The organism is Butyricicoccus sp. AM05-1 (assembly GCF_003474415.1).
GTDB classification, from domain to species: Bacteria; Bacillota; Clostridia; order Oscillospirales; family Butyricicoccaceae; genus Agathobaculum; species Agathobaculum butyriciproducens.
Map to the genome: position 1 here is coordinate 115,507 of NZ_QUDG01000003.1, position 17,120 is coordinate 132,626.

Below are 17,120 nucleotides of genomic sequence, written 5' to 3' on the forward strand. Positions count from 1 at the left end.
TTATTGTCTTTTTGTACAGGTTTAGTTGGTCAATTTTTGATGAAATTATTGTTTGTTTGTGTTGAAGTTTTGGCGCAAATTTGCTACAATAAGAACACAGGAAAAAACCACCCTGTAAAATCATGTAATAAAAAGCCGCACGGCCTTTTATAAAATTTTTGATTGGAGATGTTTCTACTATGGCTATGGATGCTTTCAGCGCCTCCCTGATGAAGGACAAGAGAGAGATCGTCATTGCCCCGACTATTTACAAGTTTGACACCTTTGGTGCTTTCGCTGAGGAGTTCAAGCTGGGCGAGCGCGACGTCGTTCTGACCAACGAATTCATCTACAAGCCCTTCATGGAAGAGCTTGGCCTCAAGAGCAAGTTCGTATTCCAGGAGAAGTTCGGTGCAGGCGAGCCTTCCGAGGCTATGATCGAGACCATGTACGAGGCTATTCCGTACGATTCCTACGACCGCGTAATCGCAGTAGGCGGCGGTGCTATCATGGACCTTTGCAAGCTGCTCGGCTGCAAGCGCCCGACCTCCGTACATGAGCTGTACTTCAAGCGCGAGCCTGTTGTACATGAGAAGGAAGTTATCGCTATCCCGACCACCTGCGGTACCGGTTCTGAGGTTACCAACATTTCTGTTGCTATCGTTAAGGACGAGAAGGACGGCAAGCTGACCGGCGGCGATACCAAGCTCGGCCTGGTTTCCGACGACATCATCCCGAACAAGGTTTGCCTGGTTCCGGATCTGCTCAAGACCCTGCCGTACAAGCCGTTCGCAGCATCCGCTATCGATGCTCTGATCCACGCTACCGAGTCTTTCCTGTCCCCGCACCGCAAGACCGTTACCTCCGAGATGTTCTCCGTTAAGGCTATGGAGATGATCCTCGAGGGCTTCCGTCGCATCGCTCTGGAAGGCCCGGACGCTCGTATGGATTACCTCGGCGAGTTCGTTCACGCTTCCCTGTTCGCAGGCATCGCATTCCTGAAGGCCGGCTGTGCAACCGTACACGGCATGTCCTTCCCGCTCGGCGGCACCTACCATGTTCCGCACGGCGAGTCCAACTACGCTCTGTTCGGCAAGATCCTCGAGATGTACGACGAGTACGAGCCGGCTGGCGAGCTGGGCAAGTTCAAGGAAATCGTTGCTCGCTGCCTGGGCTGCACCAAGGACGACGCTCTGCGCACCCTGAACGTAACCCTGGAGAAGGTTCTGCACCTGAAGCCGCTGCATGAGTACGGCTTCAAGGAAGAGGACGTTAAGGCATTTGCACTGTCTGTTGATGCAAACCAGCAGCGTCTGATCACTAACTCTTACCGTCCGTGGAGCATCGAGCTCAGCGAGCGCGTATACAAAGAGTGCTTCTAATTTCCGTATGTAACGCCTGAATAGGGCGGGGAGTCCCGTCTCCCCGCCCTATTTTCTTTATTCATGTTATGTGTACCAAATTGTAATGAGAAAGGATACTTGATCACTTATGATGACCAAAGACCAGTACATTGAGTCCCTGCGCAAGCTGAACCTCAATCTGTATATGTTCGGTAAGAAGGTAGAGAATCCGGTTGACGACCCGGTTATCCGTCCTTCCCTGAACTCCTTTGCCGCTACCTACGAGCTGGCTGAGGACCCGCAGTATCAGGATCTGATGACTGCTACCTCCCACATCTCCGGCAAGAAGATCAACCGCTTCACCCACATGCATCAGTCCACCGACGACCTGATCAAGAAGGTTAAGATGCAGCGTCTGCTCGGTCAGAAGACTGCAGCCTGCTTCCAGCGCTGCGTAGGCATGGACGCTATGAACGCTGTATTCTCCTCCACCTACGAGATCGACGAGGCTTGCGGCACCAAGTACCACGAGAACTTCCTCAAGTTCCTGACCCGCGTGCAGGACGAGGACCTCGCAGTTGACGGCGCTATGACCGACGTTAAGGGCGACCGTTCCCTCGCTCCGTCCAAGCAGGCTGATCCGGATCTGTTCCTGCACGTTGTAGAGCGCACCGCTGACGGCGTATACGTTACCGGCGCTAAGGCTCATCAGACCGGCTTTGTAAACTCTCACGAGGTTCTGGTAATGCCGACCATCTCCATGCGTGAGGGCGACGAGGACTACGCGATCTCCTTCGCTGTACCGACCGATTCCAAGGGCATCACCCTGATCTACGGCCGTCAGTCCTGCGACACCCGCAAGATTGAAGAGTACAACGACATCGACGTTGGCAACAAGGTATACGGCGGCCACGAAGTTCTCGTTATCTTCGACCGCGTATTCGTTCCGAACGACCGCATCTTCCTGAACGGCGAAGTTAAGTTTGCCGGCATGATCGTAGAACGTTTCGCAGGCTATCACCGTCAGTCTTACGGCGGCTGCAAGGTCGGCGTAGGCGACGTTCTGATCGGCGCTACCGCTCTGGCTGGCGATATGGCTGGCTCCTCCAAGGCTTCCCACGTTAAGGACAAGCTGATTGAGATGACCCACCTGAACGAGACCCTGTACTGCTGCGGTATCGCTTGCTCCTCTCAGGGCACCAAGACCAAGGCAGGCAACTACCTGATCGACCTGCTGCTGGCTAACGTCTGCAAGCAGAACGTTACCCGCTTCCCGTACGAGATCGCTCGTCTGGCACAGGATCTGGCAGGCGGCCTGATGGTAACCCAGCCGTCCGAGGCTGATTACCGCAACCCGGAGCTCAAGCCGTACATCGAGAAGTACCTCAAGGGCGTTGCTTCCGTTCCGACTGAGGACCGTATGCGTCTGCTGCGCCTGATCGAGAACATGACCATGGGTACTGCAGCTGTCGGTTATCTGCCGGAGTCCATGCACGGTGCAGGCTCGCCGCAGGCTCAGCGCATCATGATTGCCCGTCAGTCCAACCTTGAAATGAAGAAGGAACTGGCAAAGAAGATTGCTCGCATCAAGTAATCTCTGAGCAAACTATAGGCACTCATGGAGCACCCGTGAGTGCCTGTGTTTGTGTTATTACCCATTGTTTCCCTATGGTAACATTCGGAAATGCTACATAGAAAGGGGTTGTGCGCCTTGCTTCGCTGCACAGTAAAATTCTGCGGCGGCTGCAATCCGCGCTATGAGCGCGGAGACGCCTACAAGGCGATTTGCGCTGCCCTTCAGGACACCGCCTCATTCTCCTATCCGGAGGACGGTGTTCCATATGACGTACTGCTGATCCTGCGCGGCTGCACCGGCTGTCCGTATCTCTATGAGGAGATCGAGGCCGCGCACCGTGTTGTTGTTGCCGCAGCGGATGAGATTCCGCAGGCGATAGATAGAATCAGGTCTTTCACGTCACAGGCGTGACCACTGTAAAACCGGTCGCACTATTATCAGGAGGATTGATAAACATGAAGAAAGTAAGCATCATCACCGCGGAGGAAGCTGCTCTGAAGGTTCAGGACGGCGATACCATTGCTACCGGCGGTTTCGTATCCTGTGCTTGCCCGGAGACCCTGTCCAAGGCTCTCGAGAAGCGTTTTCTTGAGACCGGCCACCCGCAGAACCTGACCCTGTTCTTTGCAGCCGGTCAGGGCCACCGCGATGGCACCGGCGGTGACCATTACGGCCATGAAGGCATGGTTAAGCGCGTTATCGGCGGCCACTGGGACCGTGCTCCGAAGCTCGGCGAGCTGGCTCTGAACAACAAGATCGAGGCTTACAACCTGCCGCAGGGCGTTATCTCGCACATGTACCGCGATATCGCTGCTCACAACATCGGCACCATCACTCACGTTGGCCTGAAGACCTTCGCTGACCCGCGCAACGGCGGCGGCAAGCTGAACGACGTTACCAAGGAAGATCTGGTAAAGATCGTTAACATCGAGGGTCAGGAGCGCCTGCTGTACAAGGGCTTCCCGATCAACGTTGTATTCCTGCGTGCTTCCTACTGCGATGAGTACGGCAACTGCACCGTACATCGTGAGATCGGTCCTCTGGACGTAACTGCTATGGCTCAGGCCTGCAAGAACTCCGGCGGCAAGGTAATCGTTCAGGTTGAGAAGATCGTTCAGGGCGGTTCTCTGGACCCGAAGCTGGTTGCTATCCCGGGCATCTATGTTGACTCTGTTGTAGTCGGCACCGAGGAGGAGAACATGCAGTGCCTCGGCATGCCGTATGACGGCGCGCTGACCGGCGAATTCCGCATCCCGGTTGACGCTATCCCGCCGATCCCGATGGACGCTAAGAAGATCATCGCCCGCCGTGCTGCTATGGAGCTGCCGCAGGACGCTATCGTAAACCTCGGCACCGGCGCACCGGAGAAGATCGCTAACGTAGCTGCTGAAGAAGGCATCTCCGACAAGATGACCCTTACCGTTGAGGCAGGCTCCATCGCAGGTGTACCGTACGGCGGCACCCAGTTCGGCGCTGCTGCCAACGCACAGTGCATCATCCCGCACAATGTTCAGTTCGACTTCTATCAGGGCGGCGGCCTTGACGTTGCATTCCTCGGTCTGGCCGAGACTGCTCCGAACGGCGACCTGAACGTATCCAAGTTCGGCACCCGTCTGGCAGGTGCAGGCGGCTTCATCGACATCACCCAGAACGCCAAGAAGGTTGTTTACTGCGGCACCTTCACTGCAAAGGGCCTCAAGACTGAGTGCAAGGACGGCAAGCTCGTTATCACCCAGGAAGGCGCTAAGAAGAAGTTCGTTAAGCAGGTTGAGCACATCACCTTCTCCGGCGATTACGCTAACGAGGTACATCAGCCGGTTCTGTACATCACCGAGCGCTGCGTATTTGAGCTGCGTCCGGAAGGCGTTACCCTGACCGAGATCGCTCCGGGCATCGACCTGCAGACCCAGATCCTCGACCAGATGGAATTCGTTCCGAAGATGGCTGACGAGATCAAGACCATGGACGCTCGCATCTTCCGTGACGAGCTGATGGGTCTGGCTAACGACTAATCAATTCTATTTGTGCAGATTATGCAAACGGAAACCGGCCTTTTCATATAATTTTACAGAATCGACCAGTTTCCCTTGCATTCTGCCGAATGGTTTGATAAAATATTAACGAACTCAAGAAAATCGAGTTTCCATCACCATGCGGCGGCATAGTTTTTTCGCCGCATCAGTAGAAAAGGAGAAACAGCTAAATGAACGTTTACATCTGTTCCGCTGCCCGTACTGCAATCGGCACTTACGGCGGCACCCTCCGCGATGTACACTCCTCCGAGCTTGGCACCGCTGCTGCAAAGGCAGCTATCGAGCGTGCAGGCGTTGACAAGGAAGCAATCGACGAGGTTCTGTTCGGTCAGGTACTGCAGGGCGGCGTAGGCCAGAACGTAGCACGTCAGGTTTGCCTGAAGTCCGGTCTGCCGATCACCACCCCGGCTATGACCCTGAACAAGGTTTGCGCTTCCTCCATGCGTGCCATCTCCCTCGGCACCCAGATCATCCGTTCCGGTGAGAACAAGATGATGCTGGTAGGCGGCTGCGAGTCTATGTCCGGTGCTCCGTACATCTCCCGCGATACCCGCTGGGGTGCTCGCATGGGCGACAAGAAGCTGGTCGATATGATGGTATACGACGGCGTATTTGATGTATTCAACCAGTACCACATGGGCATCACTGCAGAAAACGTAGCTGAAAAGTACGGCATCACCCGCGAGATGCAGGACGAGATCGCTCTCGCTTCCCAGCAGAAGGCAGCTGCTGCCATCGCTAACGGCCGCTTCAAGGACGAGATCGTTCCGATCGAAGTTAAGAAGAAGAAGGAAACCGTTATCTTTGATACCGACGAGCATGTAAAGCCGAACACCACTCTGGAGATCCTCGGCAAGCTGCGCCCGGCATTCAAGAAGGACGGCGGCACCGTAACCGCAGGCAACGCTTCCGGCATCAACGATGCAGGCGCTGCAATGATCATCGCTTCCGAGGAGTTCGTTAAGGCAAACGGCCTCAAGCCGCTGGCTAAGGTTCGTGCCTGGGGCTCTGTAGGCTGCGATCCGTCCATCATGGGCGTAGGTCCGATCGAGTCCACCCGTCAGGCTCTGTCCCGCGCAGGTCTGACCGTTGCTGACCTCGACCTGATCGAGTCCAACGAGGCATTTGCTGCACAGGCTGCTGCTGTTAACCGTGAGCTTGGCTTTGATATGGACAAGGTTAACGTAAACGGCGGCGCAATCGCTCTGGGTCACCCGATCGGTGCAGCCGGCTGCCGCATCACCACCACCCTGATCTACGAAATGATCAAGCGCGACCTGACCATCGGTCTGGCTACCATGTGCATCGGCGGCGGTATGGGCGAAGCTATCATCGTTGAGCGCGACGAGCTCTGCAAGTAAATTATAGGGGGTACCCAGTACCCCCTATATACCAAAATCAGTTCCGTAGAAACTGATTTTGGATACCCGAACGACGCCGCCCACGGCGGTTGGGTCGGGGTGTAAAAACCCACGCGCATGTCGCGGGTTTTTACGAACAGAAGCTCGCTTCTGTTCTATTTTGACTGCAAACATCCTTTGGATGTTTGGTAATCTCCGAACGGAGATTGCTTTTGAGCGTTTTACGCTCATAGCACATATTCTGAAAGGAAGTCTTAAAAATGACTGACGTAGTAATCGAAAAAAAGGGTCATGTTGCGATTGTTAAGATCGAGCACATGAAGGCTATGAACGCTCTGTCCACCGACATGTACGCACAGCTGGAAGAGGCATTCGACGAGCTGGCTAAGGATCTGGACAACGTTTATGCAGTAGTTCTGACCGGTTCTTCCACCGTTAACAAGAAGGGCAAGACCGTTAACTCCTTCGTTGCAGGCGCTGACATCTCCGAGATGGCTACCAAGACCTGTGCAGAGGGCAAGCTGTTCGGCAACGAGTCCAACCGCGTTTGCTGGAAGATCGAGAACTTCAAGCGTCCGGTTATCGCTGCCATCAACGGCTTCTGCCTCGGCGGCGGCTGCGAGCTGGCTATGTCCTGCGACATCCGTCTCGCTTCCGAGAACGCTTCCTTCGGTCAGCCTGAAGTTGGTCTGGGCATCACCCCGGGCTGCGGCGGCACCCAGCGTCTGGCTCGCTTCGTAGGCGCAGGCAAGGCTAAGGAAATGCTGTACACCGCACGCGCTAACTACACCGCTCAGGACGCTCTGGACATGGGCCTGGTTAACTACGTATATCCGCTGGAGAACCTGCTCGACGAGGCTGTAAAGCTGGCCGAGGAGATCGCTGCTCAGGCTCCGATCGCTGTTTCCCTGGTTAAGGAAGCTGTAAACGTTGGCATGCAGACCGACCTGAACTCCGCTCTGAAGTTCGAGGGCAACTGCTTCGCACAGTGCTTCGCTACCGAGGATCAGAAGTACGGCATGGCTTACTTCCTGGACAAGAACCGCGACAAGCCGGCTAAGGAATTCAAGAATAAGTAAGCATTGATACAGTAGGACCGCACAATTCAAAACCGGATTGTGCGGTTTTGACTAATCAATATTCGCAATACCTGTTCATCCATCCGCAAAGAGTGAGAGAGAGGTTAATTTAGCATGAAAGTTTGTGTATTCGGCGCTGGCAACATGGGCGCACGCATCACTGAGGTATTTCTGAACGCAGGTCATGACGTTACCATGATCGACATCAAGCCGGAGTTCACCGAGCGCGGCAAGACCGTTATCACACACGATTACGAGTTTCTCGTAAGCAAGGGCAAGATGACCGCAGAGCGCAAGGACGAGCTGCTCGCTTCCCTCAAGACCTCGGTTGACCGCAAGGACGCTGCCGATGCTGACTTCATCATGGAAGTTATTCTGGAGCGCATGGATCTGAAGAAGGACCTGCTGGAGGATCTGGACAAGATCTGCCCCGCTCACACCATCTTCGCTTCCAACACTTCCGGTCTGTCCATCACCGAGATGGCTGCCTGCATCCCGCACCGTTCGGACAAGTTCATCGGCTGCCACTTCTTCAACCCGGCTCAGATCATGAAGCTGGTTGAGGTTACCCGCGCGATCCAGACTTCGGACGAAACCTTCCAGACCGCATTTGACCTGATGGCATCCCTGGGCAAGACCCCGGTTGCCGTTAAGGAAGGTCCTGGTTTCGTTGTAAACCGCATCCTGATCCCGATGATGAACGAGGCAATGGGTATCGTTGCTGACGGCATCGCTTCCCCTGCTGATGTCGACGTTGCCATGCAGCTTGGCGCAGGCATGAAGTCCGGCCCGCTGCACACCGCTGACCTTGTTGGCCACGATGTAAACCTCGCAATCATGGAGACGCTGTACCGCGAGACCGGCGACCCGAAGTACCGTCCGCATCCGCTGATGCGTCAGATGGTTCGTGCCGGCTGGCTGGGCGTTAAGACCGGCAAGGGCTTCTTCGACTATGATGGTCCTTTCGGCAAGGAGATCGTAAAGAAGTAATCGCTTTGCAATATGAAAAGCATCTGTGCTTCGGCATAGATGCTTTTTATTTTCTCAGCCTGTATTTTTCGCATATTGCACAAAGAATACAAGTAATGTTTATTTAATTCGCTAATTTTTGACATAAGCTATGGTAATTTTTTAACATACACGATATAATATTAATTGTATGGGAAATATATTCTAACCAATGCTGCAGAGACGGTAAATGCTGCCAGATCACCGCACAATGCCGCAAATACAGCATATCTGGTTCGGTTTAAACCAAGGTGCCCGCTGTACACGCTGATCGTGTACAGGCTGGTTTCCGAGGCTCCCAGCATCACTGCGGCCACGCGTCCGGCATAGCTGTCCGGTCCGCAGCGTCGTATAATTTCACTGCCCATCGCCAGTCCTCCTCCTCCGCTGATCGGCTTCAGCAGGGTCAGGGCTGTGCATTCTTTCGGTATGCCCAGTATACGCAGTGCGGGCGCGAGCACGCTTGCCGCAATATCAACGGCACCTGAGGCGCGCAGCATGAACACGACTGTCAGCATCCCGACCATAACAGGCAGTATCTGCACCGCGGTTTTCAAACCGACGGCTGCACCGCGCAGAAAAGTTGGAAATACGTCCACGCCTTTGCACAGCGCATACAGGCTGATTCCTGCCAAAAGTGCCGGAATGAGCGCGTTCTGCAAAATCTGCAATCATCTCCCTCCTTGTATTATTTCCCTCGTTTGGAAATTTTTTGAGAATTGTTTGCTTATTCGACAAATTTCTTGCTTTTCATGTGTGATAATACTACTTGTAAGGCGCACTTACCTGTCCCGCTATTCCCCATCCGGAAAAAAAGGACGCAGCAGCTTGCTGCTGAGCAGCACCGCCGCAACGGAAGCCGCAGAAGCTCCCCACACCGGCAGCATAATATCAAATGGCGCGTGTGCTCCGCAAGCCGCACGAACCGCCGCCACCGTAGACGGAATCAGCTGAATTGAGGTTGCGTTCAGCACGATCAGCGTCAGCACGGTATCCGGCGCTCCTCTCCGCCCTGCAAGAACATACAGCCGCTCTGACGCACGCAATCCCAACGGCGTTGCCGCGTTGGATACCCCCAGCAAATTTGCCGTTACATTGGCGCTTACTGCTTCCATCGCCTGTTTATCCTGCGATGCGCTTCCGAACAAGGGACGCAGAACAGGTGCCATCAGACGGGACAGCCGCTCTGCCAGTCCGGAAGCCTGCAGCAGCTCCATCACACCGCTCCAGAAGCACATCAGCCCGGTGATACTGATCGCCAACGTGATCGCTTCCGCAGCCCCTGTGGGTACCGCTGCCGTAACCTCTGCCAGCCTGCCCGTGACCGCACCGCATAGCAGCGCCATACAAAGGAACACCGTCCAGATAACGGACAGCATATCGTGTTCCCCCCTTCCGTCCAACATCCCGCGTGATTGGGATTTGGTAATACATTTTTTATGATAAAGAAATGGAGTGTGTTGAAAATGAAATCCACCGGTATTGTTCGTAAGGTTGATGAACTTGGTCGCATCGTGCTCCCGATTGAGCTGCGCCGCACTATGGGCATCGAAGTAAAGGACGCTCTGGAAATCTACGTTGACGGCGATCATATCGTCCTCAAGAAGTACGAGCCGTCCTGCGTCTTCTGCGGTAACGCAAAGGACATTATCCACTTCAAGGGTAAGAATGTCTGCAGCGATTGCGCGCATGAGCTCGGCCTGCTTTAAGCCTTTACATAGCAACACTGTCACGCTGCTTCTGTTTGCCGACTTTCCGCTTGGAAAGTCGGTTTTTTTATTTTTCACCGCGTCGCTGCGCCGCTTCGGCGCGGTATTTCGCCTGTGTTGCTCTGCCGCCGCGTATGTGCCGCTCCTGCTTGTTCACCTGCAGAACGGTCTGTACGCGCTCATACAGCTCGGTATTCAGCTTTTGCAGGCGCGTTGTGATATCCTTATGTACGGTTGACTTGGATATTCCGAACCGTGCCGCAGTCTGCCGCACGGTGGCCTTCTGCTCGATCATGTACTGCGCCAGACGGATCGTGCGCTCCTCCGGTAAGCCCTTCACCGCTGTTTCCCTCCTGCCTGATGAGGTTTCATCTGTGACAGTGTATGTGGATTCGAGGACGGTTAGAACGCATTTGTATCCGTTTGAGGGCAAAAGAAAACGCGCTGCTTACTGCAGCGCGTCAGTCTGTCAAAAAAGTATTATTTTAATTTTTACGCTTCGTGCGGTAGCACGCATAAAATAGAATTTGCGAAGCAAATTCATAATTCCCGGGGGCGTGTACCTCGGGAATTATACAAGGGACGAAAAATTGTGCCCGTAGGGCGCGGCTTTTCGTCAAGATTCGATTGAAAGCGTGGTTTCAATCGAGAGGCTGCTCGAAAAACGGAGTTTTTCGACAGCCTCACGCGCTGCTTACTGCAGCGCGTGCATTCCCTGTGTATGATAGGTAATCAGCTGATTCAGTCCGGCACGGACCTCGCTCGGACGAACGCGGTTCTTGAGGATATGTACCGTCCCGTCCACCAGATTGCGTGCCATGATCTGCGCCATCATCGGGCTGTTCTCCTCGTCGGCCAGCATGGACACGATCTTGGACGCAATCAGTTCAATCATTACCGGCCGCAGGTTTTCATATCGGGTGCCGTTGGCCTGCTCCATGATAAGAAGAAGGCCGTATTTCTCCGCCAGCAGCAGCGAGAGTACCTCCTCGGTGAGCAGCATGCGGAATTCCTGCGCGTCCATGTTCAGGTCAAACCGCATGCTGCGGAAGCGCAGGATCATGCGCTTCAGGCCGTCTGCAGCGCTGTCGGTCAACTCGTAGAACAGCTCCTCCTTATTTTTGAAGTAGTGGTAGAGGTTGCTCTTGCTGATATTTACCTTGTCCGCGATCATCTGCAGCGAGGTGCGGTCATAGCCGCGCTGCAGGAATAAATGCTCGGATTCAAGCAGAATTTTGTGTCGAAGTTCGTCTTTTAGTACCTGCACAATAAGGACCACCCGTTCATTTCTTACATTTATTATAAAACAGGGCGACATAAATTGTCAAGAAAGCATAAAAAATTGAGAATGGAAAATGGAAAATGTAGAATTAGCGTGATGTTTTACCTTTGCGTGAGAGCACAATGCGCCCCCCTTACGGGATATCGTGTGCATACCGTTACAAATTGATTTTCAATTCTTCTCAACCAAAAGAGCATAAAAAAGAACCCGAAAATTCGGGTTCTTTTGCTTTGCACTTACGCGCCGAATACCTTGAGGACAAAGCCTGCGGCAACAGCGGAGCCGATAACACCGGCTACGTTCGGGCCCATCGCGTGCATGAGCAGGAAGTTTGCCGGATTGGCCTTCTGGCCCTCAACCTGCGAAACGCGCGCTGCCATCGGGACGGCGGAAACACCGGCCGAGCCGATCAGCGGGTTTACCTTGCCGCCGGTCAGCATATACATAACCTTGCCGAACAGCAGGCCGCCGACGGTCGAGAACGTGAACGCGATCAGGCCAAGGATGATGATCTTGATGGTCTCCCAGGTCAGGAAGGTGGACGCAATCGCCTTGCAGCCTACCGACAGACCGAGGAAGATGGTGACGATGTTGCACAGCGCGTTCTGCGCGGTGTCGCTCAGGCGGTCGGTTACGCCGCACTCACGCAGCAGGTTGCCCAGCATGAGCATGCCGATCAGCGGAGCGGTATCCGGAATCAGCAGGATAACGATGATGGCAACGGCGATCGGGAATACGATCTTCTCGGTCTTGGAGACCTGACGCAGCTGCTCCATCTTGACCTCGCGCTCCTTCTTGGTGGTCAGCAGGCGCATGATCGGCGGCTGGATAAGCGGTATGAGCGCCATATACGAGTACGCCGCAATAGCGATGGCGGGCAGATAATCCGCTGCCAGACGGGATGCGACCAGAATGGAGGTCGGGCCGTCCGCACCGCCGATGATGGCGATGGCTGCCGCAACCTTGCCCGGGAAGCCGAGCACAAGCGCGAGCAGGAATGCGGAGAAGATGCCGAGCTGTGCCGCTGCACCCAGCAGCAGCGAGGACGGACGCGCGATCAGCGGGCCGAAGTCGGTCATGGCACCGATGCCGAGGAAAATGATGGACGGATAAATCGCATGCTGGACGCCCTGATAGAACACCCACAGCATACCGGGACTGGAACCGTCAACCGGTGCATTAAGCAGGCCGGTCAGCGGCAGATTGGCCAGCAGCATGCCGAATGCGATCGGAACGAGCAGCAGCGGCTCAAACTTCTTGCCGATACCCATGTACAGCAGCACGCATGCAATGATGATCATGATCAGGCTGCGCGGGTCCTCCGCGAAGGACGCGAAGCCCGAGCTTGCCAGAATGCTGCCTAATGCACCGAAAAACGAAAATTGCATAATACGCGCCTCCCGTTACATCGTGCAGAGTGCTGCGCCGGTCTGTACGGAAGCGCCCTTCTGTACGCAGACAGAGCCGACCGTGCCGTCATGCGGTGCGCAGATCTCGTTCTCCATCTTCATGGCCTCGAGAATAAACAGCACATCGCCGCCCTTAACGGCCTGACCTGCCGTGCATCGGATATCCAGAATGGTGCCCGGCATGGGCGCTGCAACGGTCTCGCCGCCTGCAGGCGCTGCTGCGGGTGCTGCTGCCGGAGCCGGCGCTGCCGCGGGTGCCGGTGCTGCTGCAGCCGGTGCCGGTGCGGGAGCCGCGCCGGTCGGTACTGCGCTTACCGACCCCTTTTCTACTTCTACTTCAAACTGCTTTCCGTTAAGCGATACCTGATATTTCATGTTTCTTTCTCCCCTTAAACCGCCTTGATGGACTTAAATACAAGCTGATCGAGCGGAATGCCCGTTTCGTGGCTGACGATAGCCATAACGCAGGCCGCCTCCACCTCGCTGACACCTTCCAGCTTGACCTGCGGAACCGGAGCCGGTGCTGCTGCCGGAGCCGCAGCCGCCGGAGCCGCTGCACTGACCGAAGCCGGATGCGCGGTGTGCTTTTCGAGCGCGCCCATCACACGGGAAATAACAGCGATGACACCCCAGAGAAGTGCCAGCATCAAAAATACAATAACGATACCGGACAGGGCGATCATGAGCGCGTCCAGTACGCTGATCGGATCGTGTACCATGCTCACTTAACCTCCTTGAACGAATAGCTTGCGGTGAAGGTCTGTTCCCGACGCTCAAAGAACTGCTCTGCCTGCTGCGGGAATGCGATATAGGACAGGACATCCTCTTCACTGCGGGCATGCGTGCCGAGATGCTCGCGTGCAGCCGGAAATTCCGGCTCGAGCGTATCGGCAAAGCGGCCGGTCATCGGCTGCTCGTCACCGAGCACCTGCTTGGCGAGCTCGGGATTGACTTCGCCCGGTGCCTTGCCATATTCGCCGCGGATGTAGCTCTTGATTTCCTTGCCGATCGACTTATAGCGGCCGCCGAGGAGAACGTTGACCGTTGCCTGTACGCCGACCATCTGCGAAAGCGGCGTTACCAACGGCGGATAGCCCATATCGGCACGCACGCGCGGCGTTTCGGCGAGTACCTCATCGAGACGGTCGATTGCGTTCTGTGCCTTCAGCTGTGCCACCAGATTGGACAGCATGCCGCCCGGGATCTGGTACACGAGCGCATCGGTCTTGGTGGACAGGACATACGGGTCGAACATACCGCTCGCCGCGAACTTGTCCTTGACCGGCACGAAAAATTCGTTGATCTCATGCAGCGTTTTGGAATCCACGCCGCAGTCATAGCCCATCTGCTGGAGCGCGTAGACCATGGACTCGGTTGCCGGCTGGCTGGTGCCGCCCGACATACACGAAGTCGCGCAGTCGATGCCGTCCGCACCGGCTTCCGCTGCCTTTAGATAAGTCATATAACCCAGACCGGTGGTCGCGTGTGTATGCACATAAACCGGAATTTTGATGTTCTGCTTGAGTGCGGTAACCAGGTCATAGCACTCCTGCGGAGACATGATGCCCGCCATATCCTTAATGCACAGCGAGTTGCAGCCCATGGCTTCGATCTGCCTGCCGAGCGAAACGAACATCTCCAGATTGTGGATCGGACTCAGTGTGTAACAGATACAGCCCTGTGCATGGCCGCCTGCCTTGAGGCATTCGTCCACAGCGGTCTCGATGTTGCGCAAATCGTTCAGCGCATCAAAAATACGGATGATATCCATGCCGTTCTCGATGCTCTTGCGGACAAAACGGCGCACGGTATCATCCGAATAATGGTGATAGCCGAGCAGGTTCTGACCTCGCAGCAGCATCTGCAGCTTGGTGTTCTTCATGTGAGATTTGATCTTGCGCAGACGCTCCCACGGGTCCTCATGCAGATAGCGCAGGCAGGAATCGAAGGTCGCACCGCCCCAGCACTCAATCGAGTGATAGCCGGCCCGATCCATCTCATCGAGAATGCCCTCGAAATCCTCAAACGGCATTCGCGTCGCAATCAGCGACTGCTGCGCGTCACGCAGCACCGTTTCGGTGATGTGCATTTGTTTCACAAGTATGCCCCCTCCTTCGGGAAATAAATGGGTTTCGTGATTCCCCTCATTAACCCCATATATGTAATTGTATCATATCACTTTCTGCACCCGCTTGCAAGAATATGATTCTTTAATTTTGCACAGCTGCACTTTACTTTTTTCACCGCATTCGGAATTGACTTTTTGCTCTCAATGCAGTAATATAAATATATCGCGTGCTGCGACTCTGCACAAAGGAGCCGCTCGCAAAAACTTTTGTTTTTATGTCTCAGTAGCTCAGTTGGATAGAGCACACGCCTCCTAAGCGGCAGATTGTTCGATTCCTTCGAGCAGTAAAAATTACATAAATCTTAAAAATGTCTCAGTAGCTCAGCTGGATAGAGCACACGCCTCCTAAGGTTGCGTTACAACGGCCACCTCAAAAAAAACTAAATAAGGGATTGCAGTTCGACTTTGATCGGGCTATAATCATATATCAGACACGTCCATATAGCTCAGCTGGATAGAGCACACGCCTCCTAAGCGTGGGGTCGGAGGTTCAAATCCTCTTATGGACGCCAGTGAACAACGCCGAAAGCCTTTGTTTTCAAGGGTTTTCGGCTTTTCTTATATAAAAAGCTACGAAAAAGCTCTTTCACTGTATGAGATAAAATTCTACTCCAAAATTTGATTTTTGACAACCCCTCCAGAATCGAACGGTTGTTATAAGACAAAATCGCCAGCTAATTTTTAGCAGAAAACGGGCTGTTCTTGCTAATGAAAATGCCCTTCCTGCTAATCAGCCCCAAAATCGTGCCAAAAATCCAGCTAATCAAAAAAGGCGGATGTTTTGAATACCATGCAGTTATAGCAGATAAAATTAAATATCGTTATGTACATAGAGCGTCTATTTGCCCCGCATTGGGGATGGATAGGCGCTCTTTTTTTATGCCCAAACCCATGGGCAAATACAAGAGATTGGAGGTGTTTTATTTGAGCAAGCCTGTTTATACCGCAGACAAGCCGAGCGACTGTCATTACTGCTACTTCTGGACGAATGGCAGAAAGGGCTGCCGTCTGGGTAGAAATAATTGCTACTACTTAATCTCTTTGCCGCCGAAACCCAAGTCGGAATGTGATGGCTGTCCCTATGGGCGAGATCACCCGTGCATTGGTTGGTGTACGAAGAAGGTTATGCGTGAAGTGGGGCTTCGTTGATATGGATGTGTATGAACAGGAATACCGCTTCTACTATTTTGCCCGATGTCCTTACGAAAAGACGGATACGACTTTCCGCAGCATTCCGCTGACAACAGAAAGTTTTCCGCAGAAAGAAGGTGGTGAAGCCGTGTGAGTTTTGATTATTTTTACGGTCAGCAATCCGATCTATTCACATTCTATCGAGTTCCGAAGGTGTTGTTCACGAACGAGAGGTTCTGGAATATTTCTGCCGATGCCAAGATGCTGTATGGCATTTTGCTTGACCGCATGAGCCTGTCTGCCAAAAATGGTTGGATAGATAAAAACGGTAGAGTGTATATCATTTTTACAATCGACGAAGCGAAGATGGCTCTGAACTGTGCTGAACAAAAGGCTATCAAGCTGCTCAGTGAACTTGAGAAGAAAGCAGGATTGATTGAACGTAAGCGCCAGGGTTTGGGAAAGCCCAACCTGATCTATGTGAAGAACTTTATCTCTGCTGTGGATTCACAACTCTTGAATTGTGAAAATCACAATTCTGGAACAATGGAAATCACAACTCAAGAACTTCCGAAATCACAATGTAATAATACTGATATTAAAAATACTGAATTTAGTGATACTGATTCTATCTTTCCTTCCGGAAATGGTGGAATGATGGACGAGAATGACCGGTATCAAGAATACTTTGATTATTTCTCGGATCAGCTCAGTATGGATTTGTTGAAGAAGGATTACCCTTACGATTCCGAAATGCTGGATAACATTCTGGAGTTGATCGTTGAAACAGTTTGCACGAAGCGACCGTTGATTCGCATTGGTGCAGAGGAGCGTCCGGCAGAAATTGTCCGCAGTCGGTTTATGAAACTGAATGCCGAACACATTCGATATGTTATGGACTGCTTCAAGGAGAACACCACAAAGATTAGAAATATCCGTCAGTATATGCTGACTACGATATACAATGCGCCGACGACAATAGACACCTACTACGATGCTCTTGTTCGGCACGATATGTCACACGGATATTTGGAAGGAGGATTTAAGAAATTGAAAATGAAGCGAGAGGAAGGAGAGTGACG

The 17,120-nt window shown here is 53.5% G+C and carries 18 protein-coding genes and 1 tRNA gene; 11 read left to right on the forward strand and 8 right to left on the reverse strand.

Features of this window, described 5'->3' with window-relative positions:
- Window positions 1–179 precede the first annotated feature (179 nt).
- The 7 genes from DW088_RS06525 to DW088_RS06555 all read left to right on the forward strand — a co-directional run bounded on the left by DW088_RS06525 (window position 180) and on the right by DW088_RS06555 (window position 8,361).
- Window positions 180–1,361, forward strand: coding sequence for a 4-hydroxybutyrate dehydrogenase (locus DW088_RS06525; RefSeq protein WP_227109720.1), 1,182 nt, complete (start codon window positions 180–182; stop codon window positions 1,359–1,361).
- A 109-nt stretch (window positions 1,362–1,470) separates the two neighbouring features.
- Window positions 1,471–2,916, forward strand: a complete 1,446-nt coding sequence (locus DW088_RS06530) for a 4-hydroxyphenylacetate 3-hydroxylase family protein (protein ID WP_118286158.1) — start codon at window positions 1,471–1,473, stop codon at window positions 2,914–2,916.
- Window positions 2,917–3,033: 117 nt separating this feature from the next.
- Window positions 3,034–3,309: a hypothetical protein gene (locus DW088_RS06535; protein ID WP_110437399.1), complete on the forward strand. Its 276-nt coding sequence runs from the start codon at window positions 3,034–3,036 to the stop codon at window positions 3,307–3,309.
- Between the two features lie 44 nt (window positions 3,310–3,353).
- The gene (locus DW088_RS06540; RefSeq protein WP_117555204.1) at window positions 3,354–4,910 is read left to right on the forward strand and encodes an acyl CoA:acetate/3-ketoacid CoA transferase; all 1,557 of its coding nucleotides are present in this window, start codon (window positions 3,354–3,356) and stop codon (window positions 4,908–4,910) included.
- 191 nt (window positions 4,911–5,101) lie between these two features.
- Entirely contained in the window at window positions 5,102–6,292 is a 1,191-nt protein-coding gene (locus DW088_RS06545) for an acetyl-CoA C-acetyltransferase (RefSeq protein ID WP_117492167.1), read from the forward strand.
- 260 nt (window positions 6,293–6,552) lie between these two features.
- Window positions 6,553–7,371: an enoyl-CoA hydratase-related protein gene (locus tag DW088_RS06550; protein ID WP_117492168.1), complete on the forward strand. Its 819-nt coding sequence runs from the start codon at window positions 6,553–6,555 to the stop codon at window positions 7,369–7,371.
- 114 nt (window positions 7,372–7,485) lie between these two features.
- A complete protein-coding gene (locus tag DW088_RS06555; protein ID WP_117492169.1) occupies window positions 7,486–8,361 on the forward strand; it encodes a 3-hydroxyacyl-CoA dehydrogenase family protein in 876 nt (291 codons plus the stop codon).
- A gap of 161 nt (window positions 8,362–8,522) precedes the next feature.
- Here DW088_RS06555 and DW088_RS06560 read toward each other — a convergent pair whose 3' ends face one another.
- Both DW088_RS06560 and DW088_RS06565 read right to left on the reverse strand, forming a co-directional pair.
- A complete protein-coding gene (locus tag DW088_RS06560; protein WP_330425279.1) occupies window positions 8,523–9,050 on the reverse strand; it encodes a nucleoside recognition domain-containing protein in 528 nt (175 codons plus the stop codon).
- Window positions 9,051–9,173: 123 nt separating this feature from the next.
- Window positions 9,174–9,758, reverse strand: a complete 585-nt coding sequence (locus tag DW088_RS06565) for a nucleoside recognition domain-containing protein (RefSeq protein ID WP_118360152.1) — start codon at window positions 9,756–9,758, stop codon at window positions 9,174–9,176.
- An 87-nt stretch (window positions 9,759–9,845) separates the two neighbouring features.
- Here DW088_RS06565 and DW088_RS06570 point away from each other — a divergent pair, with 87 nt between their 5' ends.
- Window positions 9,846–10,088, forward strand: coding sequence for an AbrB/MazE/SpoVT family DNA-binding domain-containing protein (locus DW088_RS06570; RefSeq protein WP_110437393.1), 243 nt, complete (start codon window positions 9,846–9,848; stop codon window positions 10,086–10,088).
- A 67-nt stretch (window positions 10,089–10,155) separates the two neighbouring features.
- On the opposite strand, the gene spoIIID is transcribed toward DW088_RS06570, so the two are convergent.
- From spoIIID to DW088_RS06600, 6 genes are all read right to left on the reverse strand, one after another.
- Entirely contained in the window at window positions 10,156–10,428 is a 273-nt protein-coding gene (gene spoIIID, locus DW088_RS06575; protein WP_117492171.1) for a sporulation transcriptional regulator SpoIIID, read from the reverse strand.
- A gap of 354 nt (window positions 10,429–10,782) precedes the next feature.
- Window positions 10,783–11,355, reverse strand: coding sequence for a TetR/AcrR family transcriptional regulator (locus tag DW088_RS06580; RefSeq protein WP_158574625.1), 573 nt, complete (start codon window positions 11,353–11,355; stop codon window positions 10,783–10,785).
- A 251-nt stretch (window positions 11,356–11,606) separates the two neighbouring features.
- A complete protein-coding gene (locus DW088_RS06585; RefSeq protein WP_118360154.1) occupies window positions 11,607–12,758 on the reverse strand; it encodes a sodium ion-translocating decarboxylase subunit beta in 1,152 nt (383 codons plus the stop codon).
- A 15-nt stretch (window positions 12,759–12,773) separates the two neighbouring features.
- On the reverse strand, window positions 12,774–13,154 hold the full coding sequence (locus DW088_RS06590) for a biotin/lipoyl-containing protein (RefSeq protein WP_118360155.1): 381 nt from the start codon (window positions 13,152–13,154) through the stop codon (window positions 12,774–12,776).
- A gap of 14 nt (window positions 13,155–13,168) precedes the next feature.
- Window positions 13,169–13,498 carry an OadG family protein gene (locus tag DW088_RS06595; RefSeq protein ID WP_118360156.1) on the reverse strand — a complete coding sequence of 110 codons (330 nt, stop codon included), beginning with the start codon at window positions 13,496–13,498 and terminating at the stop codon, window positions 13,169–13,171.
- A gap of 2 nt (window positions 13,499–13,500) precedes the next feature.
- Window positions 13,501–14,868 carry a pyruvate carboxylase subunit B gene (locus DW088_RS06600; RefSeq protein WP_243029826.1) on the reverse strand — a complete coding sequence of 456 codons (1,368 nt, stop codon included), beginning with the start codon at window positions 14,866–14,868 and terminating at the stop codon, window positions 13,501–13,503.
- Between the two features lie 474 nt (window positions 14,869–15,342).
- On the opposite strand from DW088_RS06600, the gene DW088_RS06605 reads away from it, so the two are divergent.
- The 3 genes from DW088_RS06605 (at window position 15,343) to DW088_RS06620 (ending at window position 17,118) form a co-directional block, all read left to right on the forward strand.
- Window positions 15,343–15,419 (forward strand) — tRNA-Arg (locus DW088_RS06605).
- Between the two features lie 569 nt (window positions 15,420–15,988).
- Window positions 15,989–16,192 carry a hypothetical protein gene (locus DW088_RS06615; RefSeq protein WP_223385014.1) on the forward strand — a complete coding sequence of 68 codons (204 nt, stop codon included), beginning with the start codon at window positions 15,989–15,991 and terminating at the stop codon, window positions 16,190–16,192.
- On the forward strand, window positions 16,189–17,118 hold the full coding sequence (locus DW088_RS06620) for a DUF6017 domain-containing protein (protein WP_002304312.1): 930 nt from the start codon (window positions 16,189–16,191) through the stop codon (window positions 17,116–17,118). The genes DW088_RS06615 and DW088_RS06620 overlap by 4 nt, the downstream gene beginning before the upstream one ends.
- The last annotated feature ends 2 nt before the right edge of the window (window positions 17,119–17,120 follow it).

What these genes read in the sequence shown, in the direction of transcription:
- DW088_RS06530 (WP_118286158.1), top strand. Translation starts at nt 1,471, where the DNA reads ATGATGACCAAAGACCAGTACATTGAGTCCCTGCGCAAGCTGAACCTC.
- DW088_RS06555 (WP_117492169.1), top strand. Translation starts at nt 7,486, where the DNA reads ATGAAAGTTTGTGTATTCGGCGCTGGCAACATGGGCGCACGCATCACT.
- DW088_RS06615 (WP_223385014.1), top strand. Translation starts at nt 15,989, where the DNA reads ATGGGCGAGATCACCCGTGCATTGGTTGGTGTACGAAGAAGGTTATGC.
- DW088_RS06545 (WP_117492167.1), top strand. Translation starts at nt 5,102, where the DNA reads ATGAACGTTTACATCTGTTCCGCTGCCCGTACTGCAATCGGCACTTAC.
- DW088_RS06525 (WP_227109720.1), top strand. Translation starts at nt 180, where the DNA reads ATGGCTATGGATGCTTTCAGCGCCTCCCTGATGAAGGACAAGAGAGAG.
- DW088_RS06550 (WP_117492168.1), top strand. Translation starts at nt 6,553, where the DNA reads ATGACTGACGTAGTAATCGAAAAAAAGGGTCATGTTGCGATTGTTAAG.
- DW088_RS06585 (WP_118360154.1), bottom strand. Translation starts at nt 12,758, where the DNA reads ATGCAATTTTCGTTTTTCGGTGCATTAGGCAGCATTCTGGCAAGCTCG.
- DW088_RS06600 (WP_243029826.1), bottom strand. Translation starts at nt 14,868, where the DNA reads ATGCACATCACCGAAACGGTGCTGCGTGACGCGCAGCAGTCGCTGATT.
- DW088_RS06570 (WP_110437393.1), top strand. Translation starts at nt 9,846, where the DNA reads ATGAAATCCACCGGTATTGTTCGTAAGGTTGATGAACTTGGTCGCATC.
- DW088_RS06565 (WP_118360152.1), bottom strand. Translation starts at nt 9,758, where the DNA reads ATGCTGTCCGTTATCTGGACGGTGTTCCTTTGTATGGCGCTGCTATGC.
- DW088_RS06540 (WP_117555204.1), top strand. Translation starts at nt 3,354, where the DNA reads ATGAAGAAAGTAAGCATCATCACCGCGGAGGAAGCTGCTCTGAAGGTT.
- DW088_RS06590 (WP_118360155.1), bottom strand. Translation starts at nt 13,154, where the DNA reads ATGAAATATCAGGTATCGCTTAACGGAAAGCAGTTTGAAGTAGAAGTA.
- DW088_RS06595 (WP_118360156.1), bottom strand. Translation starts at nt 13,498, where the DNA reads ATGGTACACGATCCGATCAGCGTACTGGACGCGCTCATGATCGCCCTG.